We start from the raw sequence: 25,235 nt of genomic DNA on the forward strand, positions 1-25,235 counted from the left end.
TGCGGGAGTGACGAGCCCGCCCTCCACGCTGAAAGACCGCGTCCGCGCCGCCCGCACCTCGGCCGGGACCGGTGAGGCCGTGTTCGCGGCCGTGGTCCTGTTCACGCTGTTCGCCGGTGAGTTCTGGCGCAACCTGATCAGCTGGCCGGGATACTTCGTACTGGCCGCGGCCCTGGCCGTCGTGAGCGCCGTGCTGCTGGTGCGCTCGCGTCCCACCTTCCGCTGGCGGCAGACGCCGAAGACCCTCGTCCTCTTCCTGGCGCTGGCGATCGTGTCCATCGCCTGGTCCGCCTACCCCGCGGCGAGCGCCCTCGGCGTGATCGCCCAGCTCGCCACGACCCTGGCCGGACTGTTCCTCGGCCTGCGGCTCAGTCGCGCGGGACTGCTCAGCGCCCTGGCCTCGGCGTTCCACTGGATCCTCGGGCTGTCGCTGCTCTTCGAGTTCGTCGTCGCGGTGTTCGTGCGCCAGCCGGTCCTCCCGCTGACGCCCGTGCAGGCCGTGCCGTCCGGACCGCTGCCGCAGGCCTTCTACTGGAGCCGGGGGGCGCTGTTCCACGGCGGACCCATCCAGGGCATCGTGGGCAACAGCAACCTCCTGGCCATGATCGCGCTCCTGGCCATCATCGTCTTCGCCCTGCAGTTCGCCGACCGGACGGTGCGGCGCGGGTCGGCCGCGACCTGGCTGGTGGTCGCCGTGCTGACCTTCGTGCTCACCCGTTCGGCCACCGTGATCGCGGCCACCCTCGCGACGGCGGTCGTACTGGCATTCGCCCTGTGGACGCGCCGGGTCGGCCCGCAGCGCCGGACGCCGGTGTACGTCGTCGCGATCGTGGCGGCGGCTGCCGTCGTGACGCTGGTCGCGGTGTTCGCGTCCCGCATCCCCTCGCTGTTCGGTAAGAGCGAAGACCTCACCGGCCGGCTGGACATCTGGGACAAGGTCATCGGCCTCGCTCAGCAGCGCCCGGTCTTCGGCTGGGGGTGGGTCAGCTACTGGGCGCCGTGGGTGAAGCCGTTCAAGGGCCTCGCCACCCGCAACGGCGTCGAGTACCTGCAGGCGCACAACGCGTGGCTGGATGGGTGGCTGCAGTTGGGCATCGTCGGGCTGGTGGTCTTCATCCTCCTGGTGGTCACGACCGTCGGGCGCGCCTGGTTCCTCGCCGTCGATCGGCCGCGCGCAGGGATCCGCGACGACGCGCGGTACACCGCGACGGACCTCCTCCCGCTGCTGCTGCTGGCGGCGCTGATCGCGCAGAGCTTCGCCGAGAGCCGGCTGCTCATCGAGTCCGGCTGGGCGCTGCTCGTCGCGCTCGCGGTGTCCACCAAGCGGGCCCGCCGCTGACGGACCCGTATCCTGTGGATATGGCAACGCCCCGACGGACCTTGGTGCCGCCCGCGGTGACCGAGTTCCTGGGCTCCGCCCGCTTCACCTCGACGCTGGCCCTGCTGGCGGTGATCACCGGTTTCTCGACGCACGCCATCCGGGCCCTGATCGGCTGGCCCGGCCTCATCGGCGCCCTCTCCGTGCTGGTGGCGCTGGCCGCCGTGTCCTTCGCGGCGCAGTGGCGGCTCATCGAGTGGCACGGACTTCTGCCCGTCTCGGCTCTGCTCTTCGTCGGGTGGTGCGCCCTGTCGCTCCTGTGGAGCCAGTACCAGTGGGCGACCTTCGGCGCTGTGATCTACCAGCTCATCTTCGCGTTCCTCGCGGTCTACATCGCCCTCGTCCGGGACGCCATCCAGATCGTCCGGGTGGTCGGCGACGCGCTCCGCTTCCTGTTGACGCTCTCGCTGTCTCTGGAGGTGCTGAGCGGCCTGCTGCTCGACGCCCCGATGCGGTTCCTCGGCATCCAGGGCAACATCGCGCTCGGCGGACCGATCCAGGGACTGTTCGGCACGCGCAACCAGCTCAGCATCGTCGCGCTGATCGCGTTCGTGACGTTCCTGGTCGAGCTGCGGACGCGATCCGTCCGCCCCCCGGTCGCCGCGTACTCGATCACGTTGGCCGGCCTCTGCGTGCTGTTCGCGCACTCCCCCGTCATCGCGGCCGTGTCCGTGGTGGTCGGGCTCGCCACCCTGGCGCTCTACCTGATGCGCAAGGCGTCGCCGCAGCAGCGGCCGTACTTCCAGTGGGGGCTCGCAATCCTCACCGTCGCCGTCCTCGTCACCGCCTACATCTACCGCACGCGCGTGATCGACCTGCTCAACGCCCGGGCGGACTTCCAGGTGCGCTACCAGCTGTGGATCCAGATCTGGCAGCTGATCCCCGTGCAGCAGACGATCGGGTGGGGCTGGGTGGGGTCGTGGCCGACCGGACTGTACCCGTTCACCGCGATTCAGGATGCGACGGGCGTCTACCACTCGAACGGTCTGAACGCCTACCTCGACGTCTACCTGCAGGTGGGCATCATCGGCCTGCTGCTCTTCGTGGCCCTCATCGCCCTGGCGTTCGGCCGATCCTGGCTGCTCGCCTCCAACCGCCGCAGTGTGGTCTACGCCTGGGCGCCGCTCGTGCTGGTGGCGCTTCTCGTGACGAGTGTGTTCGAGAGCTCGATCCTGTTCGAGTCCGGCTGGATGCTGCTGGTGATCTGCACGGTGAAGGCGTCGCAGGGCATGAGCTGGCGTCTCCGGCTGCCGCACCGCGACGCGAGCTGAGAAGGCGCTATCAGGCCGCGGGCGGTGTGCTGCCCGCGTCGGCGGACCGGCCGCCACCGGAGGCGCCCTGTCTGCGCTCCAGCTCTTCGACGCGCAGCTGCAGCAGGACAGCGTGCTCGGCGAGCGAACGCGTCTTGTCCTCCAGTGTGGTGAGCTCCGAGCTCGCCTGGATGCAGACCAGGAACAGCACGGCGATGCTCACGAAGAACACGAGGTTGGTCGGAGCGCCCACCCCGAAGAGATCGGCCGCCCAGTTCAGGATGCCCGGGAAGATACCGATGATGAGCGCGAGCGTGCCGGCGAGCAGCCACCAGATGGCGTGACGCTCGCGCATCCGCTTGCGTCGCATCATCTCGATGACCAGCCCGAGCGTCAGCAGGGCGGCGATGATGCCGAGGATGTAGGCGGTGAGGCTCACGAGGGGTTCAGCTGCCTCTCGGCCGGGGTGATGGGACGGAACAGCGCGAAGCCGAGGGCGAGGAAGGCGCGGCCGAGGTAGGTCGCGGCCTTGATCGGGTTGTGCGACGGGACGCCCGCGGCGCGAGGACGCATGACCACCGGGACCTGCACGATGCGGCAGCCCGCGCGGGCGGCGATGACCAGAGCCTCGATCGTGTCGCCCAGGTACTCCGCCGGGTAGTTGCGCGCGAAGAGGGCGACGGCACGGGGGCCGCTCGCCTTGAACCCGGACGTCGTGTCGCTGAGCTGGGTGCCCGCGGTGCGGCTGAGGGTGCGCGAGAGCATCCGCATCGCCCACTTGCGCGGACCCCGGACGGCGTAGTCGCCCGCCCCGGCGAAGCGTGCGCCGATCGCCAGGTCTGCGCCCTCGAGCGCGGCGAGCAGGGCCGGGACATTGGACGGGTCGTGCTGCCCGTCGGCGTCGATCTGGATGACGTTCTGGAAACCGTGCTCCAGCGCGTACTTGAAGCCGAACCGCATCGCCCCGCCGACGCCCATGTTGAACGGCAGGGTGGCGACCTCGGCCCCGGCTTCGGCCGCGACGATGCTCGTGGTGTCGGACGACCCGTCATCGACGACGAGGACGCTGATCCCGGGGAGGGCGCCCGCGATCTCGCGGACGACGGCGCCGACGGAGGCCTCCTCGTTGAAGGCGGGCACGACGATGAGAGTCTGTGCGAGCGAGGTGGGCATGATCCGGAATTCTAGCAGTCGAGGGGTGCGCGAACGCCGATAGCCGCCCACCTCACCAGCCGCGGACCACGTGGCGCGTCAGTGCACGGACACCCGCTCCGTCCCGTTTCGCCAGTGCGGCGGGCAGCCGGGTGACGGCATTGAGCCGGCTGGAGACGTGGGCAGACGCGACCCGCGCGGCGTGCCTCCACCCGCGCCGGCGCAACCGGCGTTTGACGTCGAGGAAGAAGGCGCGCTCCTCGTCGAAGCGGGTGCCGTCCTGCGCCGACCAGGACGACACGCTGCCGGCGTGCCTGCGGTAGCGGAAGGTGTGCTCCGGGAGCACCACGAGTTCGCCGCCGTCGAGCACGATGTCGAGCTGGAGCGCCAGGTCGAGCACCACATCGAAGGCCGGGTCGAAGCCATGCTTGCGCACCGCGTCCGTCCGCCAGCAGATCGACGGGAAGTAGGTCCAGTTGCCCCGCAGAAGGCTCACGGCCAGCTCCTCGCCGCTCAGCACCGTCGCCTCGGGGCGACTCGGGCGGTACCAGGCCTTCACCCGGTCGGCGAGCGGCAGAGCGGGCTTTCCGGCGTCGTCGATGACCGTGACCGCGGGCTGCAGGTAGGACGCCCCGGGATGGGCGGCGATGGCAGCGTGCATCGAGGCGACGTACCCCGGTTCCATCAGATCGTCGCACCCCATGAGGACGAAGTACTCGGCCTCGGCAAGCTCCACGGACTTGGAGAAGTTGCCGCTGACCCCCAGATTCGACGCGTTGCGGACGTAGTGGATGCGCGGGTCGCCCAGCGCCGACACCCACTCCCCGGGAGCCGTGTCGGGGTACACATCGTCGATCACGACGAGCCGCCAGTCCGGGTCGGTCTGGGCCTGGACGCTCTCGACCGCAGCCCGGAACAGTCCCGGGTCGCCGTAGAACGGCATCATGATGTCGATCGTCACTGCGCCCAGGCTTTCGTCGTAGGGTTGGCGTGCCGCGCTCCGCGGCCGCCGTCCATCCTTTCACGCGCTCCGGGGAGTCTCCCATCACCGCTTTCGAACCGCTGAACGAGCCCATCCCCGATGTCGAGGAGTCCGGGGCGCCGCGGTCGGCACGATCCTCGGTCGTGCTCATTCTCGGCGCGACGGCGATCGCCGGGATCGCGGGGTACGTCGTCACCTGGCGTGTCTACACCGAGATCGGCGCGGCCGGATACGGCGTGTTCTCGGTCTTCTGGTCGGCGCTCTTCCTGGTGGTCGGCGTGCTGTTCGGGCTGCAGCAGGAGTCGACGCGCGCGACCGCGCAGACCGTCGCAGCGCGCGCCACCGAGCCCTCCTCGGGCAGCCGGACCACCTCGCTGTGGATCTTCGCCTCGGTCGCGGCGCTGGCAGTCGGTGTGGTGGTGATCGCCACCAGCGTGCTGTGGGCCGTCCCCAGCCTCGGTGCCGCGAACGCGGGTCTGGCGTGGTTCGTCGCGCTCGGTGCTGCACTGAACTGCTTGGTCGCCGCTGCTTCCGGCGTGATGGCCGGCGCGGGGATGTGGCGTCAGCTCGCCGCGATCGTCGCACTGGACGGCATCCTGCGGGTCGCGGGCGTCGTCGCGGTCCTGAGCGTGACCCACGACGTCGTCCCGCTGGCGATCGCCGTCATCCTCCCGTTCCCGATCTCGCTCGCGATCGTGTTCCTCAGCGCGCCACGCGCCCTCGTCGAGAATGCGCGCGTCACGCTCGGCGTGCGGGCCCTGGTCGCCAACACCGGCCGCACCATGCTCGCCGCATCCGCGACGGCCCTGCTGATCAACGGCTTCCCGCTCGTCCTGTCGTTCTTCGCGGGCCCGGGCAATCACGCGGCCCTTGGTTCGCTCGTCCTGGCCGTCACGCTGACGCGCGCACCCATCCTCGTTCCGCTGACCGCCCTCTCGAGCTTCCTCGTCAGCCGGTTCTCCCATCACCCGGAGCGGACCGGCCGCACGGTCGCCATCCTGCTCGCCGGCATCGCCGCGGTCATTCTCGTGCTCTGCGCCGCCGCATGGCTGTTCGGCGAACCGGTGATGCAGGCGGTGTTCGGCGAGCAGTTCGACCTCGGAGCGGGCGTGCTCGTGGCGCTGATCGCCTCCTCCGGCCTCATCGGCGCCCTGTTCGTGAGCGGCTCCGCGGTGCTGGCGCGCAACCAGCACGGCCTCTACGCGGCCGGGTGGGTGGCGGCATCCATCGTCACGCTGGCGCTGCTGTTCCTGCCGCTGCCGCTGCCGGAACGCGCAGCCCTGGCCCTGGCCGCAGGGCCGGCTGTCGGCCTGGTGGTGCACCTGGTGGGGATGCGGACGGGACGCCGCGACCCGCTCCCGCGAAGCCGTACGACGACCTAGCCGATGACGCCCCCGGAACGGGTAATCCTTTAGGGTGTTGGTGTGCAACCTGAGCGTACGGCGGTGCGATGACGCTGCTTCAGCCGCAAGCCGCCCGCCTCGATGAGACGAGCCCTGTGAACGACGACACCGCCACCGCCCCGCGCACGCGCTTCCCCGTGCGGGTCTTCCTGGTCGCCTGGGCGCTCATCACCGCTCTGTGCCTGTGCTGGAGCTTCGCCACCCCGGTCTCGGCGTCGCCGGATGAGCCCGCACACATCGTGCGCGCCGCCAGCGTCGTCCGCGGCGAGTGGGTCGGGACCCCGTCCGCCTTCGGCAACATCGTGACCGTGCCCGCCTACATCGCGCGGTCGCAGGCCGTCACCTGCTTCGCGTTCCATCCGTCGGTCGACGCCGACTGCGGGATCGCCGAGCCGGCCGACCCGGCTGCGGATACGCGTGCGGCCACCAGCGCGGGGCTGTACAACCCGCTGTACTACCTCGCGGTGGGCTGGCCGTCGCTCGTCCTGCACGACACGTCCGGCATCTACGCCATGCGGGCGATGAGCGCTCTGCTGACCGCGTTGTTCCTCGCGCTCGCGTTCGCCGTCACCGCGACGCTGCCGTTCCGCCGGCTGGCGATGCTGGCCTACGCGCTGGCGATCACTCCGATGCTGCTGTTCCTCGGCGGGACCGTGAATCCCAACAGTCTGGAGGCCGCAGCGACGCTGGCGGTCTTCGTCGGGATGCTCGCGATCGCCCTCGACCGCACGTCCGTCCAGCTGAAGACGGACCTGGCCGTCGTCGCGGCCGGCATCGCCATCGGGGCGAACGCGAGAGGGCTCTCCCCGCTCTGGCTCGTGGTCGCCCTCGGCGCCCCGCTCGTGCTCATCGAACGCAAACGCCTCGTCGCGTTGCTGCAGCGCCGGGCCACCATCGTCGCCATCGTGGTCTCCGCCGTCTTCGTGATCGGCGCCGTGGCCTGGACGCTCGGATCCAACTCGCTGGCCAACGCCATCGTGAAGCCCGACGAGGCGCTCAAATTCCCCGGCGTCGGGGCCTCGCCGCTGACCGGGTTCCTGCGCGTGCTCACCGGCACGGTCGGCTACGGACAGGGTCTCATCGGCCTGTTCGGGTGGCTCGACACCCCCGCGCCCGACGTCGTCGTCTACGTCTACGGGCTCGGGATCGGCGCCCTCGTCATCACCGCGCTGCTCGCGCTGCGGGGCCGCAAGCTGATCGTGCTCGGCATCCTCCTCGCTTCCTTCCTGCTGTTTCCCGCGATCGTGCAGGCGGTCTACATCCACGGCGGCGGGCTCATCTGGCAGGGCCGTTACAACCTTCCGTTGTTCCTCTGTCTCGTCGTGGGAGCGGCCGCGCTGCTCGGCTCGCGGGCCGAACTCCTCTCCCCCGCCACGATGCGCCGCCTGATCCTGCTCGTGGTCATCGTCGCTGTCGGCGCCCAGTGGTGGGCGTTCGAGGCGACGCTGCGCCGGTACTCGGTCGGTGGGAACGGCACGATCCGGCTCTTCCTCTTGGGAGGCGCTCCCTGGTCGCCCCCGGGCGGCAACCTGCTGTGGCTCGGTCTGGCGGCCGTCGTCATCGCCGCCAGCGGTCTTCTGCTGGCGCTGACGACCTGGCCGCGCGCTGCCGAGCGGGTCTCAGGCCGGCTGTAGCACGTCGCGGACGATGTCCGCGCGTCCCCGGCTGGCGAAGCGCTCGTAGTCCCCCCGGGTGGCGAGGCGTGCCACAGCGGCAAGTCGCCCCACTCGGAGTGCCGGCATGGCCGCTCGCGTCGCTTCGAAGGTCAGCTTGCGCCGCGCCAGCTCCAGCGTCCCGGCCGGGATGCGATCGCCGAGCGTCTCGAGCCGCTGGACGAGCACCTCCGCGCGACGCGCAAGTCCCCGGTTGCGATCGCCGCGCGGCTGCAGCACCCGCCCGACCTTGCCACGAAGCGTCGGGTCGGCGACGCCGATCTGGTTCGCGTCGTGGCGGCGGTAGTCCGTCAGACACTCCTCCATCAGGTCGGCGCCGGAGAGCGCAGCGGCGATGATCGCCAGCCACTCGTCGTGCACCCATTCCGCGGGGAACGGCAGCGCAGCCTCCAGCAGGGACCGACGGAACACCACCGTCGCCCCGGTCGCCAGGTTGCGGCGCAGGTACACCGCGAACGCCTCCCCCGCGTGCACCGCGTCACGGTCGGCCGCCGACACCTCCAGCGACTGGAAGAGGGTGGTGCCCGTTGGCGCGCCGCGATCGTCGATGAGCCGGGCGTCGGTGTGGAGGAAGAGGAGACTCGGGTCAGCGGCGAACCGGGCGGACATCCGCTCGAGCTTCTCGGGCAGCCACCTGTCGTCCTGGTCGCTGAGAGCGATCAGCTCGCCGTGTGCGGCGGTCACCGCCTGCTGGAAGTTGCCGACCACGCCGAGGGGATGGGCGTTCTCGAGCACGCTGGCCTCGGAGAATCCCGCGAGCGCCGCGCGCACCACGGCGACGGTCGTGTCACCCGATGCGTCGTCCGAGACGACGATCTCGGCCGGTCGCCGGGTCTGAGCGAGGATGGAGTCCAGCTGCTCCCCGACGAAGGCCGCGCCGTTGTAGGTGCACAGCGCGACGGAGACGTCCACCACGTCAGCGGCGTCCGAGGCGGCGCTGGATCTTCCGGAAGACGACCCGCGGGCCACCGTTGCGCAGGTAGTGCGCGACCAGTCCCAGGTCGTGACGGATGCCGCTCTTCTTCACGCGCTTGTGCACGCGCTTGGGAACCCCGCTTCCGGACACCACGCCGGACGCGACGAGGTCGGGCGCATGCTGCGGCTCGGCCACGAAGTCGACGAGCGGCTGCAGGACCTTGTCCCACCGGAAGTCCTGGCGCACCCGCGCGATGTTCTTCTTCGCCTTCCGGGCGAACGCCGCGTCGAACAGCACCTTCTCGAGCGCATCGCTGAGCGCGGCCACGTCGCCGGACGGGACGACGACGCCCAGTGTCTCCGACTCGACCAGGTCGGCGAAGTGGTCGCCCTCGGTGACGACCATCGGCAGCTCGGCCCAGAGGTAGTCGAGGATGCGCGTGCGGAACGAGAACGTGGTCTCGACGTGGGTGAAGTGCGTGCTCACTCCCGCATCCGCTTCGGTGAGATAGTTCTGCCGGTCGGCGTAGTCGACCCAGCTCGCGTTGAAGAAGACGTTCGTGTCGAGCACGCCCAGCTCCCGGGCCAGCGTGCGCGACTCCGCGACGATCTCCATCTCGGGCACACCGGGGTGCGGGTGCTTCGTGCCCTGGAAGAACAGCTTCACCTCGGGTCGTGTCCGCGCCAGCTGCGCCACAGCGCGGATCAGCGTCTTCGGATCGAACCAGTTGTACAGTCCCCCGCTCCAGAGCAGGAGCTTGTCGTCCACGCCGATCCCGGGCAGCACGCCCTTGAGCACCGGCTTCACGTGCTCGGGAGGCGTCGTCGGCAGCCCGAACGGCACGACCGTGATCAGGTGAGAGAGATCGGAATCGTTCGCGTAGTTGGCCGGGTTGATGCGCCCGAGCGCCGCCAGCTGGCCGAGGTAGAAGTGCTTCTGCCGCTCGGAGGCGCACAGGAAGAAGTCGCCGCGCGCCAGCTGCTCGTTGAGCACGTCGGTCGCGTCGCCGACCTGCTTCTCCCACTGCGCCGTCCCGAGCTCCCGCCCCTGCTCGAGCTGCTCCAGGTGCATCGGGTCGTAGATGTCCGCGACCACGATCTTGTCGGTGTTCCGGATGCTGTCGAACAGTGCCATCGCAAGGCCCTGGAACACGATCACGTCGGTGGACTCGACCAGCTTCGCCATCGCGCGCTGGTCGCCGGGCCGCACGTAGGCGATCCGGAACGGAGCGTCCTCGATCTCGCTGCCGGCGAGCGTCACGAGGGTGACGTCGTTCTGGTACGCCAGGGCCTCTGCCATGTTCCAGGCGCGGATGGCGGGACCGGCCATCTTCTCGCCGAGCGGATCGCCGGTGATGATGAGGACTCGGGAGACGGACGGCTGCACGGCGACCGGGAACGCCGTCGCGATGTTCTCGTAGCCCTCCAGGTAGTCGTCGTCCTGGTAGACCGGCGCGTCGGCGAGGCCGAACAGCCGCCACAGGGCGCCGTCGCCGACCACCCTGCTCGCCTGGATCTCAGCGCGCGACGCGGAGAGCGACGGGAGGTTGGCCACCAGCTGGTCGATGGCGAAGAGGCCGGCCGCTGTCTCCTTCGAGAGGGAGATCTCGGGGTCGTCGTCGCCGCCGCTCTTCCGGAGGTCGAACGCAGTGGAGTCGAGCGCGCCCTTCGACACCGCTCGCCGGACCGCCAGCAGCAGGGAGCCGGGCAGGGCGTCGGTCAGGGCCTCGTCACCCAGGTTCTTGTAGAGCGTGTACAGCGCGTTGCGCTCCAGGAGGTACGTCTCCTTGAAGGAACCGAACGACGACATCGACGCGTGATGCTTGTGATAAGCGAGCGACGCCGGCTCGTAGACGTAGCGCCACCCGCGCAGGTTGAGGCGCCATCCGAGGTCCACGTCCTCGAAGAACATGAAGTACCTCTCGTCGAAGCCGCCGAGAGCTTCGTAGACGCTGCGACGGACGAACATCGCCGAGCCGGTGCCGAAGAGCACGTCGGCCGAGACGTCGGGCGTCGTCGGCAGCGGCTCGCCGGTGAGCGGCTTGTAGCCCATGCCGTACCAGGTCATCGCCGAGCCGATGTAGTCGACCTTCTCGCCGTCCCAGTCGACGACCTTGCTCGCGACCGCCCCGACGCGGGGCGACTCCTCGAACTTCGCCACGGCGGCGCGGATCCACTGGGCGTCCGGCTTCGCGTCGTTGTTGAGGAACGCGACGTACTCGCCGGAACTGGAGGCGACACCGAGGTTGGACCCACCGGCGAACCCGAGGTTCTCGGCGGACTCGATGAGCGTCACGTCGGGGTGCGCCGCGCGGATGCGGGCGGCGCTGTCGTCCTGCGATCCGTTCTCGACGACGATGACCTCGAGCCGCTCCTGCGGCCAGTCGAGGCCGGCGATCCGCTCGAGGGCGTGGATGGTGTCGTCGGCCCCGCGGAAGTTCACGAGGACGACCGAGACGACCCCTGGTCGAACGTTGGGCATGCTGGCCTTCCTGGTCGTTCAGCGGATGCTGAAGCTTAGCAACGGGCTGCTGGGAGCTGTCGTAGACGCGTGGCGGTCATAGACGCGCGAGCCCTCATGGATGCGTGGGCGGCTTGGCCGTCGTCACCGCGATGCCCTCGTCGGGGCAGGCGGCGGCGACCTGGGCTTCGAGGCCGGCGTCCGCGGTGTACACCGTCAGCCCGGGTCCCATCTGGTGGGCGAGCGAGCAGAGGTCGTCGACCTTCGTCTTGTCGAGGTTGTACGCGAAGATGCGGAGGCTCTTGTTGTCGATCCGGCCGGCCGCGAGCTGGATCACCCACGAGTCGATGGCGGACTCGGCCGGGTCGCCACTGTTCCAGAGGATCCCCCGCTGACCGGGCTCGGACAGCGCGAAGATCGTCTGGAGCGCGCGGTCGCCGTCGGACCCGTCGAAGAAACTGCCGGACAGGATGCGCCGCACCGGATTCTGAGCCTCGTATCCGACCGAGGTCGACGTGGAGAACAGGAACGCGACCGTCAGGGCCATGCCGAGCGCGGCCGCCCCCGCCCGCGCCCACGCCCGCGGCGGGTCGGACATCAGTCGCCCTGCAAGGCCGATCACGATGACGAGCAGCACGATGGCGGCCAGCCACTCGAACTTGTACTGGTAGTACCCCCACAGGCTGTCCTCGTGGCGGCGCGTGAAGAGCAGGGCGCCGAGTCCGACCGCCAGCACGCCGCACAGGGTGAGGACCGCGACGCAGACCCCCACGCCGATCTGGCGGACCAGCACCACGGCGAGGAACGCGGCAAGCAGGACGAGCACCTGGAAGATGACGTGAGCGAAGGGATAGATCCCTCCAACGGCCGAGAGCGCCTTGCCCTGCGACACTAGCGTCGGAAGGGTGAACAGGGCACCGTAGAGGACCAGCTGCACGAAGGCGACGATGAGCCCGGCGAGAGCCCACCCGCGCACTCCGATCACGGCGCGCCAGTTCTGGATCACGAGCAGGACCCCGAGCGCGGCCGGGACGACGACGAGCGGACCCCACGTGGCGAAGACCAGCGTCGCCGTCACGAACATCATCGCCAGCGCGAGCACGGGCGTCCTGCGCGCGGCAAGGAAGATGATCCACGCGAAGAGCACGACGACCAGGGTGAGCGGAGCGTTCAGGAATCCGTACTCGAGCGGGTATCCGGTCACGAACCATGACAGGCCGACCACCGAGGCGAACGCGCTCACGACGGCCGTCAGAATCCAGCGCTCCCGCCGCACGGACGCCCCAGCGGTGAGGCCGAACAGCAGGCAGGTCAACGCGATCAGCAGCATCCACGTCTGGGCGAACGCACCGATGTCGTGCTCGACCAGTCCCGCGCCGGAGCCCGGCCGCCCCGGCAGGAACGTCAGCGCCAGCAGACTGGACGGGAGCGGCACCGGATTGGACGATGGATCGAACTCGATCCCGTTCGCGCCTATGATCTGGCGCGCGTAGAGCAGGTTGTTCGCGGAGTCGCCACGGATGACCCAGCTGAGCCGCGCTGCGCCGGGGCGGAAATTGGTCGCCAGCAGAACGAGGAACCAGACGACCGGGCCCGCCAGCGACCCGATCCAGAGCGCCAGGGAGCGCCGCTCCGGCCGAACCAGCACGAAGGCGCCACGGTACAGCAGGAAGACGCCTGCGAGCCCGACGAGCGCGACGACCACCACGAAGGTGCCGAGCAGCGGCAGGCCCGTGGCAGCGGTCGCCATCGGGACATAGAGCGTCAGGACGAAGGCGATCGCCACCACCGCGACGACCGCGAACGCCCCTCCTGCCCGGCGCGTGAGGAGGAGCACCCAGGGCGCGGCGGCGAGCGCGACGGCGATCCAGATGGAGGCACCGGCTGCGACGGCGATCGCGGAGAGCACGATGATCACCGCCGCGGCAGCGGCCACCCCGATCGCCGCTCGGCGAGGAAGGACCGGTGAGGTGGATGGCTCATCACCGAGGGTCGGCTGAATCCCTCGTTCGGTTGTTCCCGAGGGACCAGGCGCGTCGGTCATCGGCCTCTCTTCCTTGTGCGTGCCCGCAATGGACCCGAGAATCCTAGCAACCGCGAATGGACGCCTACTTCGAGGTGACGGGGTGGCAGCCCAGCGACGTGGCGCTGCCGTTACCGACGTTCTGCAGGTAGACGCACACCGTGTGGGCGCCCGCAGCGGTCGGGACGGTGCCGCCGAACCCGTGGCTGGACCCGGAGCCCGGGAAGGCCGCCTCGGTGTTCGAGGATGCCTGGTCGGCATTCCACAGCAGCCACTGGCTGTCCACCTGCACGTCGACCTTCACCGGCTGGGTGAGGATGTCCGGGTCGACCGCCCAGCCCGCCAGGGTCACTCCGCCCGTCGCACCCGTCACGGTCACGGCGCCCTGCGGGTTGCCGTTCGCGGCCGGCTGGGTGACGGTGATCGACCGGCAGCCCAGGGAGGTCGCCGTACCGGCTCCGACGTTCTGCAGGTAGACGCACACCGTGTGGGCGCCGACCCCGATCGGGACGGATCCGGTGAAGCCGTGCGAGCCGCCCGAGCCCGGGAACACCGACTCGGTGTTGGACGACGGCTGGTCGGCCGTGAGGAGCGCCCAGGTGGAGTCGACCTGCACATCCACCTTCACCGGTTGCGTCAGGATGTCCGGGTCGACCGCCCAGCCCGAGAGCGACACGGCGCCGGGGGCGGCACTCACGGTGACGGCACCCTGCGGCGGTCCGCCGACCGGTGCGGCGACCGTGACCGCCTTGCAGCCGAGAGACGTCGCGCTGCCGAGACCCACGTTCTGGAGGTACACGCAGACCGTGTGCGCACCCGGCCCGATCGGGACCGTGCCGGAGAATCCATGGCTCGTGCCCGCGCCGGGGAAGGCGGCCTCGGTGTTGGCCGACGGCCCGTTGGCGGTGAGCAGCGCCCAGGTGGAGTCGACCTGCACATCCACCTTGACGGCCTGCGTCAGCACATCGGGATCGACCGCCCAGCCGGCGACCGAGACGCCTCCGGAGACGGGTGCGACGGTCACCGCGCCCTGCGGCGGTCCGCCGGGGGCGGCCTTCGTGACCGTCACGGACGAGCAGCCCAGCGAGGTCTCGGCCCCGATTCCGACGTTCTGCATGTAGACGCAGACCGTGTGGGTTCCGACTCCCGCTGGCGCGACACCCGAGAAGCCGTGGTTCGTCCCGGCGCCCGGGAACGCGGTCCCGGTGTTGGGTGACGAGCCGTCGGCCGTCCAGAGCAGCCACTGCGAGTCGAGCTGGATGTCGATCTTCACCGGCTGGGTGAGGACGTCGGGGTCGACCGCCCATCCGGCGAGCGAGATGCCCCCGGCGACCGCGGATGCCGTCACGGAGCCCTGCGGCGGACCGCCCGGCGTGCCGTTGGTGATGTTCAGGACGCGGCAGCCGAGGGCGCCGTCCGGGCCGCCCGCCGTCGAGTTCTTGATGTACAGGCAGACCGTGTTCGATCCGTTCGCAGCCGGGAAGGACCCGGAGAACCCGTGCGAGTTGCCGGCGCCCGGGAACTGCGCCTCACCGTCGGCCGACGCCTTGTTGGCCGTCAGGCTGTACCAGTTCGAGTTGATCTGGACGTCGACGTTCAGCTTCGCCGTCACGGCGTCCGGGTCGACCGCCCAGCCGGAGAGGGTGATGCCGCCCGGGGTCGCGGCGACGGAGTAGACGGCGCCCTGGCCGGGAGAGTCGGGCACGACGACGGCCTTGCAGCCGAGCGACGCCGCGCTTCCCGTGTTGATGTTGCGCATGTACACGCAGACCGTGTGCGACCCGATGGTCGCGGGGACCTTCTGATTGAAGCCGTGGCTGCCCCCGGCGCCCGGGTACGTGTTCGCCGCGTCGGTCGAGGCCTGGTTCGCGTTCCACACGTACCACTGGCCGTCGACCTGCACGTCGAGCACGACCGGGGAGGTGAGAGCGTCCGGGTCGACCGCCCAGCCGGCGACCGAGATCGACGCCGGGCCCGGGGCGACCGTCTGGAGGGCACCGGCCGGAGAGGCGTCGGGCACGGTCACCGTCTGGCAGCCGTACGGGAGGTCTCCTCCCTGGCCGACGTTCAGGGCTGTCACGCAGAGCGTGTGGACTCCGGGCGAGGCGGTGACGGAACCGGAGAATCCATGGTTCGAGCCGGAGCCCGCCACCACGTTTCCGGAAGCAGCGTTCGGCTGGTCGGCGACCAGCGCCGCCCAGTTCGAGTCGATCTGGATCGCGATGGACAGGTTCTGGGTCGGCGCGTTGATGTCGACCGCCCAGCCGGTCAGCGTGATCGTGTTGTACCGCGTCGTCACCGACTGCAGCGAGCCGTAGGGAGTGCCGGCCGGCAGCGTCGTCGGGCCGAACCAGTTGTTGTAGAAGACCCAGAAGTTGCGGTTGCCGTAGGCCGAGCAGCCGTCACCGGTGCCGCCCAGGTTCGCGAGGGCTGCGGCGTTGGGCTGATACGGCGTGTAGTAGTACAGCGCCGCCGTCGCCTTGTTGGCGATGGTGATCGTGGAGCTGCCGCAGCCCGCATTCGGGTTGTACTGGACCGCCGACGGGCTCCCCACGGGGAACCAGGTGAAGAAGTTGCTGGTGCCGGGAGGATTTCCGTAGCGCTTGAACTGCCAGGCCGCGAGATAGATCTGGTTGTAGAGACCGCCGTAGGCCGGATCGCACCAGCCCGGGGTGGCCGTGTTGTCCGGGCACGCGTATCCCATCGCCCGGTCGAGCTTCGAGGACGAGGGCGCGGGATTGGTGATCAGCGCCTGCTCCTTCTGGAGCGTGACGAGGAGCACGCGGGCACTGATGCCGCAGGCCTGCTGGACCTTGAAGATGATCGTGGAGGTGAGCTCGGAGGCCGCCCCGGAGTACGCGCCGCACATGGCGTCGGCACTGCGGCTCGACGTGTCGGTGCGGGCGACGGCGAGGCAGTTGCCGTTCTGGCAGCTGACATTCGCGTTCAGGAACGCCTGGATCTGCGCCTGCGACATCGCGTTGGCGTCGTAGAAGTTGGCATCGCTGATGATATTGGCGGGATCGAACTGGCTGCCGCTCAGCGCTTGCGCCGGCTGGGAGAAGGACACGCCGACGAAGGTCGCCGCGAGCGCGAGCGCAACGCAGACCATGCCGACGAATCGAGTCCGTCGAAGGCGGGTGCGGTTTACTGCCATAGCGAAGCTCCGAGTGATTTGCCCAACAAAGTCGAGCCTACGCATGGGATCACAGCAGGCTATGCCCTGACCGTACTTGATGTACGGGGGTAGAACACGTTAGTGCTCCGGCGTTGCGTCCGCCAGGGCGGTGTCCCCTTTCAGGGTGTACGGGACCATGTTCATCACCGCGACGACGTCAGTGGTGCACGCCATCGTGACCCCCGCCTCCTTCATCCGGCGGATCAGATTCCAGTCGCCCGGCTCCTCCACGATCCACGAACGCTCGTCGTACCGGAAGATATCGTGCAGCGCCCGAAGGTAGATCGCCCCCTGGAAACTGAACTCGCTGATCGCCGGGGGCGAGCTCCAGATCCGCTTCTCCCAGCCGTGGACGAGGTGCTTCTGCGTCAACGCGCCGTACGAGAGCTCGACCTCGTTCTCGACACCGATGGAGACCAGCTTCTCCAGGTGGTCCGGCGTGAACTCGTCATCGTCGTCGAGCGGGGCGATCCAGACGCCGGTGGCCAGGCCCGCCGCGTGATTCATCGCCGGCGAGCCCGCGACCATCCAGCGCCAGTGCGGGTCCTCGGGGTACTCGCCGCGCTGCGGCAGCTCACTGTAGGAGATCCGCGGGTCGCCGATCCCTTCGACCGCCCGGCGGGTCGTGTCGTTCGGGCCATCGTTGACCACGATGAGCTCGAAGTTGTCGTAGGTCTGCGCCAGCACCGAGGCGATGGCGACGTCGACCAGTTCCTCCGTCTTGAGGTACGACGCGATGCGCACCGAGACCAGGGGCTCACGCTCGGACCAGGACTTCCGGTAGTCGGGGGTGGCCCGCAGGGCAGCGAGCCTGGCCGTCAACTCCGGAATCGCATCCCGCTCCTGCCGGGTGGCCGCGAGCTGCGTCTCCAGCCGCCGCCGGACGGCCGCGAGTTCGGCCACCGACTCCGCGAGGGTCTCGGCGGTCTCGTTCCGGAAGGCCTGGAGCCGTTCCTCGATCCGCGCGCTCGCCTGCACGGACTGGTCGAGCGAGTCGCGGAGGCCGTCGATCGTCCCGCGCACATCGAATCCGGCGCTCCGGTTCACGAACGAGTCGCGGTAGTGACCCATTTTGCTCATCGGTCTGTCTCCAAGGTCTGCAGGGACTCGACGACGCGGTCGATGTCCGCGCGCCTCATCTCCTGGTGGATCGGAAGGCTGACGATCCGCCTGCCGACGTCTGCTGTGACGTCGAGCGGGCCGGCCGACTCCCCCTCCGCGAAATAGGGCTGGGTGTGCACTGCAGGGCTGTAGTAGGACCGCGCCTCCACGCCGCCTGCCGCAAGCCGGGCGAGCGCCCGGTCCCGGAGCGCCTCCGTCGGGAGCAGGAACGAGCCGAAGCAGACCGACGATGCGCCGATGTTGTCCGGCGCGCGGAACAGCCCGGTCGGGAGCCGCGACTGCAGCTCGCTCAGGACCTCCTGGCGGGAACGGACGGCGGCGTCGAAGTCGGCGAGCTGGCGGAGTCCGAGGGCGGCGTTGAACTCCTGCAGCTTGCCGTTCAGGCCCAGCTGGGTGGCGCCGGAACCCGGCTCGAAGCCGAAGTTGCTGAACGACTTCAGTCGTTCCGCCAGTTCGTGATCGCGCGTCACGACCGCGCCGCCCTCCCCGATGGCGAAGGGCTTGGTGGCGTGGAACGAGAAGACCTCGCACACGCCAGCGTCGCCGACCCGGCGCTCGGGCGTGTAGCGCGAGCCGAAACCGGCGGCCGAATCGATGATGAGCGGGATCCCGCTCCGCGCGCTGAGCTCCTCCCACTCGGCGATCCGGGGGTTGCCGATGCCGAAGGTGTTGCACAGCAGGATCGCCGCGATACGCCCGGGGTTCGCGTCGATGGCGGCGGACGCCTCCTCGAGCGACGGCTGGAGCGACGACGGCTCGATGTCGATGAAGAGCGGGCGATGCCCCGCCCACACGATCGCCTGCGGTCCCGCGGCGAACGTGAACGACGGGACGATCACCGAGCGGGAGCCGTCCCCGCGTCCCGCGACCGCCTGGACGGCGGCGAGCAGTCCGAGCGTCGCATTCGAGAACGTGACGGCCTGGTGGCCCTCCCCCACGAAGTCCGCGACCGCCTGGGCGAACTCTCGTTCGATCGGACCGAAGTTGGTGAACCAGTTGGAGGCGACGATCCGGTCGAGGTCGGCCGCAATCGCGTCACCCGACGGGAACAGCGGCCGGATGAAGGGGACGTCATAACTCACGGAGCCAGTCCTCTCTGGTGCCCAGTCTGCGCGCCGGAGCGCCGGCGTACACGCCGTTCGGTTCAGTATCCCGGATGACGACGGCGCCGGCGCCGATGACCGACCCCGCCGCGATGGTCACGCCGTTGGAGACAGAGGCTCCGATCCCGACGAAGGCGCCGTCCTGGATGGTGACCCCTCCCGCGATGTGCGCGCCGGGCGAGATCGTCACGAAGTCGCCGACCGTGCAGTCGTGGCTGACGGTCGCGCTTAGGTTGACGATGACATGGCGTCCGAGCGACGTGCGGCTCGAGACGGCGCTCAGGGGCGCGATCACGCATCCCTCGCCGATGGCGGCCGTCGCCGCGACGTAAGCGGTGGGATGCTGCACCGTCCGGTAGCTCGACCCGGACCACCGGGCGACCAGCTCGCGACGGAGCCCGGGAGCTCCCACCGCCGCCACGACCGGAAGCTCCGTCAGCGCCGGGTCATCGGTGTCGACGTCGCACAGGGGCGGCTGCGAGTCCCGGAGGTAGGCGGCATCCACGGCGAAGAAGCGGACGTTCTCGGACCCGACGTAGTCCACCACCTCGGCGGCCTGACCTCCCGCGCCCAGAAGACCGAGGCCGATACCGGTCACCGGACTCCGCGGCGGATCCGGCGGACCGCCCGTCCGGCCAGCCGGCGCCCGTACTGCGCGACCCGTTCCGCACCGCGGAGCGGGCGCGTGAGCTTCCACGACCGGCTGTTCAGTACCATCACCAGGGTCTTCCGTGCGCTCTCGTACTCCTGGAAGGCCATGAGCTCGCGGACCCGCGTGACCGTGCCGGGGGCCAGGAGCAGCACCGATGCGTTGAGCTTGCGCAGCACCCGGGCCTCGGATGCCGCCCAGGAGTCCCGGGTGTGCTCGGTGTAGGAGGACGTTCCGCCCTCCCAGCGCCGGTAGATCGCCGTCAGCGCCGGGACGTCGTGGACGCCGAGGAGGAGCGAGCCGCGCAGGATCATGTCCCAGTCCTCGCACACGCTCAGCTCTTCGTCGAAGCGGTAGCCGAGACGGCTGAACAGCTGGCGCGGGAAGGCCCAGCTCATGAAGGGCGAGTGGTTGACGATGAAGTGGTCGAACTGCACGAACCGGGGCGCGTACTCCGCCTTCGGCCAGGAGATCGTGCGGAACCCCTGGTGCTGCTGAGGCCAGAGCTCGGGCTTCACCTGCTGCGTCGCCGTGAGCGAGCGGAGCATCCGGCTGCCGGCGACGCGGGAGGCCGTGTGAAACTCCTCCACCCAGTTGGCGAAGAGGATGTCGTCGTCGTCGTAGACCGCGACGTAGCGTCCCTTGACGACGTCGATCGCCGCGTTCAGCGGCTTCGCCCGGGACCCACCGGAGACCTCGATGACCCGGATGCGCTCGCGGAACGACGGCATCTGCATGTCGATCGCTTCGCGCACCCGCTTCGCCGCCTCCGGCTCGGCGTCGTGGTCGACCACGACGACCTCGAAGTCCTGATCGGTCTGCGCCGCCAGGCAGGTGAGTGCGTCCTTGAACGGTTCGAACCGCTTGCCCTGGGTGCGCAGGATGACCGACAGGAAGGGCGCATCCGGCGTGAACTCGTGGTCGATGAGGTCGATCGTGCGGCGGAGCGCCTCGCCCAGCTCGGGCTCGACGCCGTCGTTCTCTGCCAGAGCCTTCAAGGCGTCGACGAGCGACGAGTCCTCGAGCTCGGGGGTCGCAGCGGATCCGGCGTTATCGGGGTGATTCATGACGTCCTTAGAAGCGGTGGACAGCGTAGTTTCCGTCGCGGAACTCTGCCACGGAGTGCTGCGGGTCGAGCTGGGCGGGCAGGGCGCCGGAGTCTCGCTTCGACTCGAACGCCGCGACGGCCTTGAGGACGGCCTCCGATCCCTCGGCGCGGAACTGCTCCAGGAGCCGCTCCACCAGGTCGTCTCGCGAGTACTTGTAGGCGAGGAAGATCGCGGCCTCGGCAGAGTAGTACACCTCGGCCGAGCTGGCCGGCCAGTCCGCGGTGACCGTGAGTCGCTTGTCGTGGAAGACGCGCGCGGCGGGTTCGTAGACGACGCGGTAACCCGCCAGCCGCAACTGCCACGAGTAGTCGACGTCGTCGCAGTACAGGAAGAAGGTGTCGGCGTCGAAGCCGCCGACCGCGTCGAACGCGACGCGCGTGGTGAGGGCGCAGGCCGTCGAGGCCCAGCTGGTGTCGCCGGTCGCCTTCGTGAAGTCCTTGGGATGCTCGAGCGGGATCTGCCGCGCTTCCGCGATGCCGACGCCGTCCGTCACCGCGCCGGCGAGCTCTTCGATCGTGTCCGGGGCGACCAGCGCGTCCGGGTTGAGGATCAGCAGCAGCTCGGTCTGGGACTTCTGCGCGAGCGTGTTGTGGCCGCGCGCCGAGCCCAGGTTCTCGCCGAAGAACGTGTACTCGAGGGCTCCCCCGGCGGCCTGCACGAACGCTGCGATCGCGTCGCGGTCCGCCGTCGTGAGCGCCTCCGCGGGCGAGCAGTCGCCGAGCTGCAGCATCCACTCGGAGATGAGCCCGCGGTCGCGAGCACGGCCCACCGAGTGCGACAGCGCCTCGGCGGCGCGCACGATCTCGGCGGCGTCGTTCCCGTACAGGACGGACTGGACGACCAGCGAACGCGGGTCAGGCACGAGCCGTCCCGTCCTGGGGCAGCTCGGCCGCGATCCACTCCTGGAGGGCGGCGAGGCCGCGGTCGAGCGGCCAGGCCGGAGCCCAGTCGATCGTCCCGAGCGTCGTCTCGATCGAGCACGCGGCGTAGCGCACGTCGCCGTCGCGGTACTTGCCGTTGACGTGCGGTGCGGGCGCTGAGTAGTAGGCGGCGATGGTCTCCGCCAACTGCTCGATGGTGGTCGCGACACCGGAGCCGATGTCGAGCACGGGCAGATCCGGTCCGGCCTCGATGGCGGCCACGAAGGCGTCCGCCACGTCGTCGATGAACACGAAGTCGCGAACGATCTGGCCGTCCTCGTACAGCGGGATCGACTTGCCGTCCCTCGCCAGCTGCGAGAAGAGGGAGACGATGCCCGTATACGAGTTGATGAGCGACTGCCCCGGGCCGTAGACGTTCTGCAGCCGCAGGATGGTCACATCCACGCCGCGGGCCTCTCCCCACGCCGACAGGATGTTCTCCTGCGCGAGCTTGGTCGCGCCGTACACGCTGGTCGGCGCGGGAACCGTCGTGGCTGCGGAGCTCGGCAGCGCTGTCGCTCCGGGGAAGTCCCACTGCGCGGCTTCGAACTGCTCGTGCGAACGCTGGCCCGGACGGAACGACTCGCCGTCCTCGTCCTTCCAGGTGCCCTCTCCGTAGACCGCGCGCGAGCTGCTGAGCACGACCCGCGACGGCAGGTGGCCTGCGCGCCCGAAGGCGTCCATCATCTGGGTGGTTCCCACGACGTTCGCGATGGAGTGACGGCTCGCCTCGTCGAGCGACTGCGCGGTGCCCGTCTCTGCGGCCAGGTGGATGACCAGGTCGGGCCGGACGTCCTGGAGCAGCGCGTCCCAGGCGGCCGGGTCGGACACGTCGCCGACGACCAGTTCGGCCTTCTCGTGGAGCTCGGCCGGCCGGGTCGTCGTCCCGTGCACCTGCGGGTGCATCGAGTCGAGCACGACCCACCGTTCGGCGCGTTCAGCGAGGCGCTGGGACAGGGCGCAGCCGATGAATCCGGCACCGCCCGTCACGATCACTGTGCCGAATTCGGTCTTGCCCGTCATTGCTCTCCTTCAACGATCTCGGCGCGCTCTGCGCCGGCTGCGGTCTGGCGTGACGCACGGGCGCGTCGCGCTGCGACCACCCGGTCGTACCAGTACTGGATTCCGCGTCCCGGGCCCCAGCCCTTCAAGTCCATCGCCCGCTTCTCGACCAGATGCCAGCTGAGCCAGGCGCACCCGAACGAGATGATCACGGCCGCGATCACGAACGGGAAGTAGCCCAGCTTGTAGACGCCGAAGAAGGCGAGGATCTGCTGGACGAGGAAGCCGTAGATGTAGACGCCGTACGAGTAGTCGTTCTTCGCGCCGATCCTCTGGAACGGCCGGGGCAGGCGGGCGGCCAGGTACAGGATGAAGTACACGCCCGCGACGACGCCGATGGTCTGGAACCCGCCGAACCGCAGGGTCGCGATGAAGACGACACCGGCGAAGATGCCCAGCCGGTCGTCGAACGGCACCTGTCGCGAGTACACGGCGATGCAGGAGCCGACGAGGAAGGTCAGGGTGAGGAAGAGGAACTGCGAGTCCGTCAGGATCGGGGCGACCTTGCCCAGCTGCTCCGGCGCCACCAGGTTGGCGACCTGCGCGATGAGGAGGAAGCCGGTGAAGATCGGGACGAGGATGCGCGCGTTCTTCAGCACACCGAAGACGACGGCGACGGCGATCATCAGGTAGCAGAGGAACTCGTAGTACAGCGTCCAGAGCGAACCGTTCATCACGCTGGCGTGCACGAGATGCCCGTACGGTGTCGTGTCCGCGAAGATGTCGTACAGCGCGTACGAGCCGATCTGCAGTGTCCAGTTGGCCGTGAAGTAGTTCACCGGGCCCGTCGGCGCGAGCGTGAAGTACGACCGCAGCGCGTCGCCGCCGACGACCCAGATGATGGGGCCGACGATGAGGGCGGTCACGATCAGCACCAGCCAGAAGGCCGGGAAGATGCGGAGCACGCGGCGCCAGAGGAACTGCATGACGTCGGCCGACATGCCGCTCTTGGCGATGAGGTAGCCGCTGATCGCGAAGAACCCGCCGACGGCGAGCGTTCCGAACGACGCCTGGCCGCCGGTGTGACCCCAGAGGATGTCCTCGCCGAACCCGCCGAGCGGGAAGGCGTGGTCGAAGATCACCAGCGTCGCCAGCACCAGCCGGAGGAAGCCGAGCGAGTTGTGCCGGCCGCCCAGCGCCTCCGCGATGGAGATCGAGGCGGCGCGGGACTTCACTTCCGCGTTGCTCACCGGATCCCCATTCTGCTCAGACGTACGCAAGCGATTGTAATCGGCCGTCCCTGAATGTCCGGGTCAGCCATGCAGCGACTGGAGATAGGCGCCGATGACCTCGTCGGCGTCGCCGACCTTGACCAGGTCGCCCTGGTTGAGCCAGGCGGCCTGGTCGCACATCTCCTGCACCTGAGCCATCGAGTGGCTCACCAGGATGACGGTCTTGCCTTCGGCCTTCAGCTCGATGAACTTCTGGCGGCACTTCTCCTGGAACTCGGCGTCACCGACGGCGAGCACCTCATCCACGACCAGGATGTCCGGGTTGACGTTGATCGCGACGGAGAACCCGAGCCGGACGTACATGCCCGAGGAGTAGTTCTTCACCGGCTGGTCGATGAAGTGCTCGACGCCCGAGAACTCGACGATCTCGTCGAACTTGGCGGTGACCTCTTTCTTGCTCATCCCGAGGATCGAACCGTTGAGGTAGACGTTCTCGCGCCCGGAGAGCTCGGGGTGGAAGCCGGACCCCACCTCGAGCAGAGCCGCCAGGCGCCCGTTGTGCGAGATGGTGCCCTTCTCGGGGTAGTAGATCTTGGCCAGGCACTTCAAGAGCGTGGACTTGCCCGACCCGTTGCTGCCGATCAGCCCGAAGGTCGAACCGCGCGGGACGTCGAAGTTGATGTCCCGGAGGGCCCAGAAGTCTTCGTGCACCGACCGGCGCCCGCGCATGATCGCCGACTTGAGGGACTGGTTGCGCTCCTTGTAGAGCCGGAATCGCTTGCTGACGTTGTCGACGCTGACCGCGATGTCGCTCACAGTGCCTCCGCCAAACCTTTTTCACTTCTCCTGAAGATGAGAACTCCCAGTGCGAACGCGATCAGCGCGCTCACGACGATGTAGAGGTAGTCGCCGCCATCCGGCCAGCGGTTGTCATAGAGCATGTTGCGGAACACCTCGACGAATCGCTCCATCGGATTGAGCCGGTAGATGTCGAGGACCGTGATGTCCGTTCCCAGGAGCCCGCCGACCTTGTCGGACTGCGCGGCGACCAGCGAGATCGGGTAGATGATCGGGGTCATGTAGAGCCAGATCTGCATGAGGATCGAGACGAAGTACTGCGTGTCGCGGAAGTGGACGTTCGCGACGGCCAGCATCAGGGCGAGGCCCGCCGCGAAGACCGCGAGGATCACCATGGTCACGAGCACCAGCGGGATCCACGGCCACACGAACGATCCGCAGAGCACGAGGACGATCAGCAGCACGCCCATCTCGAACAGCCAGTTGAAGCCGATCGAGCCCACGTAGGAGAGCGGCAGCACGATCCGGGTGAAGTAGACCTTCTGGACGAGTCCGGCGTTGGCGAGGAGCGAGCCCATACCGGTCTGCACGACGCCGGCGAAGAAGTTCCACGGAAGCAGACCGCAGAGCAGCCACAGGGCGAAGATGTCGAGACCGCTGGGGTCGCCCGGCGCGGGCTGCACCCGCAGGATGAACGCGAAGACGATCGTGTAGACCAGCATCGACGCGAGCGGGTTGACGAGCGACCAGAGCTGACCGAGGATCGTGCGCTTGTACTGGCCGCGGATTTCGCGCAGGGTGAGATTCGCGAGGAGCTCTCGAGAAGAGAGAACTTCCTTGACGTATGACATTTAGCCTCACTGATTCGTGGCCGGGGCGGGTGGC

20 protein-coding genes are annotated in these 25,235 nt (G+C 69.1%); 4 read left to right on the top strand and 16 right to left on the bottom strand.

The features are described 5' to 3' along the window. Nucleotides 1–7: 7 nt before the first annotated feature. Both P3F85_RS11820 and P3F85_RS11825 read left to right on the top strand, forming a co-directional pair. Complete coding sequence (locus tag P3F85_RS11820) at nucleotides 8–1,339, top strand: O-antigen ligase family protein (protein ID WP_374007730.1); 1,332 nt, start codon at nucleotides 8–10, stop codon at nucleotides 1,337–1,339. A 20-nt stretch (nucleotides 1,340–1,359) separates the two neighbouring features. Beyond that, the gene (locus P3F85_RS11825; protein ID WP_374007732.1) at nucleotides 1,360–2,649 is read left to right on the top strand and encodes an O-antigen ligase family protein; all 1,290 of its coding nucleotides are present in this window, start codon (nucleotides 1,360–1,362) and stop codon (nucleotides 2,647–2,649) included. Nucleotides 2,650–2,659: 10 nt separating this feature from the next. Here the strand turns inward: P3F85_RS11825 and P3F85_RS11830 are convergent, their stop codons facing one another. The 3 genes from P3F85_RS11830 to P3F85_RS11840 are packed head-to-tail and all read right to left on the bottom strand — an operon-like array spanning nucleotide 2,660 to nucleotide 4,741. After that, nucleotides 2,660–3,067, bottom strand: a complete 408-nt coding sequence (locus tag P3F85_RS11830) for a DUF2304 domain-containing protein (protein WP_374007734.1) — start codon at nucleotides 3,065–3,067, stop codon at nucleotides 2,660–2,662. Then, nucleotides 3,064–3,801: a glycosyltransferase family 2 protein gene (locus P3F85_RS11835; RefSeq protein WP_374007736.1), complete on the bottom strand. Its 738-nt coding sequence runs from the start codon at nucleotides 3,799–3,801 to the stop codon at nucleotides 3,064–3,066. The genes P3F85_RS11830 and P3F85_RS11835 overlap by 4 nt, the downstream gene beginning before the upstream one ends. 52 nt (nucleotides 3,802–3,853) lie before the next feature. Next, entirely contained in the window at nucleotides 3,854–4,741 is an 888-nt protein-coding gene (locus P3F85_RS11840; protein ID WP_374007738.1) for a glycosyltransferase family 2 protein, read from the bottom strand. Between the two features lie 29 nt (nucleotides 4,742–4,770). Here P3F85_RS11840 and P3F85_RS11845 point away from each other — a divergent pair, with 29 nt between their 5' ends. Together P3F85_RS11845 and P3F85_RS11850 are read left to right on the top strand one after the other, a co-directional pair. Then, nucleotides 4,771–6,144, top strand: coding sequence for a lipopolysaccharide biosynthesis protein (locus tag P3F85_RS11845; RefSeq protein WP_374007739.1), 1,374 nt, complete (start codon nucleotides 4,771–4,773; stop codon nucleotides 6,142–6,144). A gap of 68 nt (nucleotides 6,145–6,212) precedes the next feature. After that, on the top strand, nucleotides 6,213–7,799 hold the full coding sequence (locus P3F85_RS11850; RefSeq protein WP_374007741.1) for a DUF2142 domain-containing protein: 1,587 nt from the start codon (nucleotides 6,213–6,215) through the stop codon (nucleotides 7,797–7,799). Here P3F85_RS11850 and P3F85_RS11855 read toward each other — a convergent pair. The 13 genes from P3F85_RS11855 to P3F85_RS11915 all read right to left on the bottom strand — a co-directional run bounded on the left by P3F85_RS11855 (nucleotide 7,785) and on the right by P3F85_RS11915 (nucleotide 25,201). Next, the gene (locus P3F85_RS11855; RefSeq protein ID WP_374007743.1) at nucleotides 7,785–8,753 is read right to left on the bottom strand and encodes a glycosyltransferase family 2 protein; all 969 of its coding nucleotides are present in this window, start codon (nucleotides 8,751–8,753) and stop codon (nucleotides 7,785–7,787) included. The genes P3F85_RS11850 and P3F85_RS11855 overlap by 15 nt on opposite strands. A 1-nt stretch (nucleotide 8,754) precedes the next feature. After that, nucleotides 8,755–11,235, bottom strand: coding sequence for a glycosyltransferase (locus tag P3F85_RS11860; RefSeq protein WP_374007744.1), 2,481 nt, complete (start codon nucleotides 11,233–11,235; stop codon nucleotides 8,755–8,757). A 94-nt stretch (nucleotides 11,236–11,329) separates the two neighbouring features. Further along, nucleotides 11,330–13,150, bottom strand: coding sequence for a hypothetical protein (locus P3F85_RS11865; RefSeq protein WP_374007746.1), 1,821 nt, complete (start codon nucleotides 13,148–13,150; stop codon nucleotides 11,330–11,332). Nucleotides 13,151–13,322: 172 nt separating this feature from the next. After that, nucleotides 13,323–16,394, bottom strand: coding sequence for a hypothetical protein (locus P3F85_RS11870; protein ID WP_374007748.1), 3,072 nt, complete (start codon nucleotides 16,392–16,394; stop codon nucleotides 13,323–13,325). Between the two features lie 99 nt (nucleotides 16,395–16,493). Further along, a complete protein-coding gene (locus P3F85_RS11875; protein WP_374007750.1) occupies nucleotides 16,494–17,495 on the bottom strand; it encodes a glycosyltransferase in 1,002 nt (333 codons plus the stop codon). Next, a complete protein-coding gene (locus P3F85_RS11880; RefSeq protein WP_374007752.1) occupies nucleotides 17,492–18,619 on the bottom strand; it encodes a DegT/DnrJ/EryC1/StrS family aminotransferase in 1,128 nt (375 codons plus the stop codon). Before P3F85_RS11880 ends, P3F85_RS11875 begins: the two co-directional genes overlap by 4 nt. Continuing rightward, complete coding sequence (locus tag P3F85_RS11885; protein WP_374007753.1) at nucleotides 18,609–19,238, bottom strand: acetyltransferase; 630 nt, start codon at nucleotides 19,236–19,238, stop codon at nucleotides 18,609–18,611. Before P3F85_RS11885 ends, P3F85_RS11880 begins: the two co-directional genes overlap by 11 nt. Then, complete coding sequence (locus P3F85_RS11890; protein ID WP_374007754.1) at nucleotides 19,235–20,356, bottom strand: glycosyltransferase family 2 protein; 1,122 nt, start codon at nucleotides 20,354–20,356, stop codon at nucleotides 19,235–19,237. The genes P3F85_RS11885 and P3F85_RS11890 overlap by 4 nt, the downstream gene beginning before the upstream one ends. A gap of 7 nt (nucleotides 20,357–20,363) precedes the next feature. Continuing rightward, a complete protein-coding gene (locus tag P3F85_RS11895) occupies nucleotides 20,364–21,260 on the bottom strand; it encodes a hypothetical protein (RefSeq protein ID WP_374007756.1) in 897 nt (298 codons plus the stop codon). Continuing rightward, complete coding sequence (locus P3F85_RS11900; RefSeq protein ID WP_374007758.1) at nucleotides 21,253–22,341, bottom strand: NAD-dependent epimerase/dehydratase family protein; 1,089 nt, start codon at nucleotides 22,339–22,341, stop codon at nucleotides 21,253–21,255. The genes P3F85_RS11895 and P3F85_RS11900 overlap by 8 nt, the downstream gene beginning before the upstream one ends. Beyond that, entirely contained in the window at nucleotides 22,338–23,570 is a 1,233-nt protein-coding gene (locus tag P3F85_RS11905) for an acyltransferase family protein (protein ID WP_374007759.1), read from the bottom strand. The genes P3F85_RS11900 and P3F85_RS11905 overlap by 4 nt, the downstream gene beginning before the upstream one ends. A gap of 63 nt (nucleotides 23,571–23,633) precedes the next feature. Next, complete coding sequence (locus P3F85_RS11910) at nucleotides 23,634–24,368, bottom strand: ABC transporter ATP-binding protein (RefSeq protein WP_374007761.1); 735 nt, start codon at nucleotides 24,366–24,368, stop codon at nucleotides 23,634–23,636. Continuing rightward, complete coding sequence (locus P3F85_RS11915; RefSeq protein ID WP_374007762.1) at nucleotides 24,365–25,201, bottom strand: ABC transporter permease; 837 nt, start codon at nucleotides 25,199–25,201, stop codon at nucleotides 24,365–24,367. Before P3F85_RS11915 ends, P3F85_RS11910 begins: the two co-directional genes overlap by 4 nt. Nucleotides 25,202–25,235: the final 34 nt, after the last annotated feature.

Origin of the sequence: Leifsonia sp. T36S-04 (assembly GCF_042465655.1) — a bacterium.
Lineage (GTDB): Bacteria > Actinomycetota > Actinomycetes > Actinomycetales > Microbacteriaceae > Leifsonia.

What these genes read in the sequence shown, in the direction of transcription:
- P3F85_RS11875 (WP_374007750.1), bottom strand. Translation starts at nt 17,495, where the DNA reads ATGAGCAAAATGGGTCACTACCGCGACTCGTTCGTGAACCGGAGCGCC.
- P3F85_RS11850 (WP_374007741.1), top strand. Translation starts at nt 6,213, where the DNA reads ATGACGCTGCTTCAGCCGCAAGCCGCCCGCCTCGATGAGACGAGCCCT.
- P3F85_RS11890 (WP_374007754.1), bottom strand. Translation starts at nt 20,356, where the DNA reads ATGAATCACCCCGATAACGCCGGATCCGCTGCGACCCCCGAGCTCGAG.
- P3F85_RS11860 (WP_374007744.1), bottom strand. Translation starts at nt 11,235, where the DNA reads ATGCCCAACGTTCGACCAGGGGTCGTCTCGGTCGTCCTCGTGAACTTC.
- P3F85_RS11825 (WP_374007732.1), top strand. Translation starts at nt 1,360, where the DNA reads ATGGCAACGCCCCGACGGACCTTGGTGCCGCCCGCGGTGACCGAGTTC.
- P3F85_RS11835 (WP_374007736.1), bottom strand. Translation starts at nt 3,801, where the DNA reads ATGCCCACCTCGCTCGCACAGACTCTCATCGTCGTGCCCGCCTTCAAC.
- P3F85_RS11870 (WP_374007748.1), bottom strand. Translation starts at nt 16,394, where the DNA reads ATGGCAGTAAACCGCACCCGCCTTCGACGGACTCGATTCGTCGGCATG.
- P3F85_RS11900 (WP_374007758.1), bottom strand. Translation starts at nt 22,341, where the DNA reads ATGACGGGCAAGACCGAATTCGGCACAGTGATCGTGACGGGCGGTGCC.
- P3F85_RS11915 (WP_374007762.1), bottom strand. Translation starts at nt 25,201, where the DNA reads ATGTCATACGTCAAGGAAGTTCTCTCTTCTCGAGAGCTCCTCGCGAAT.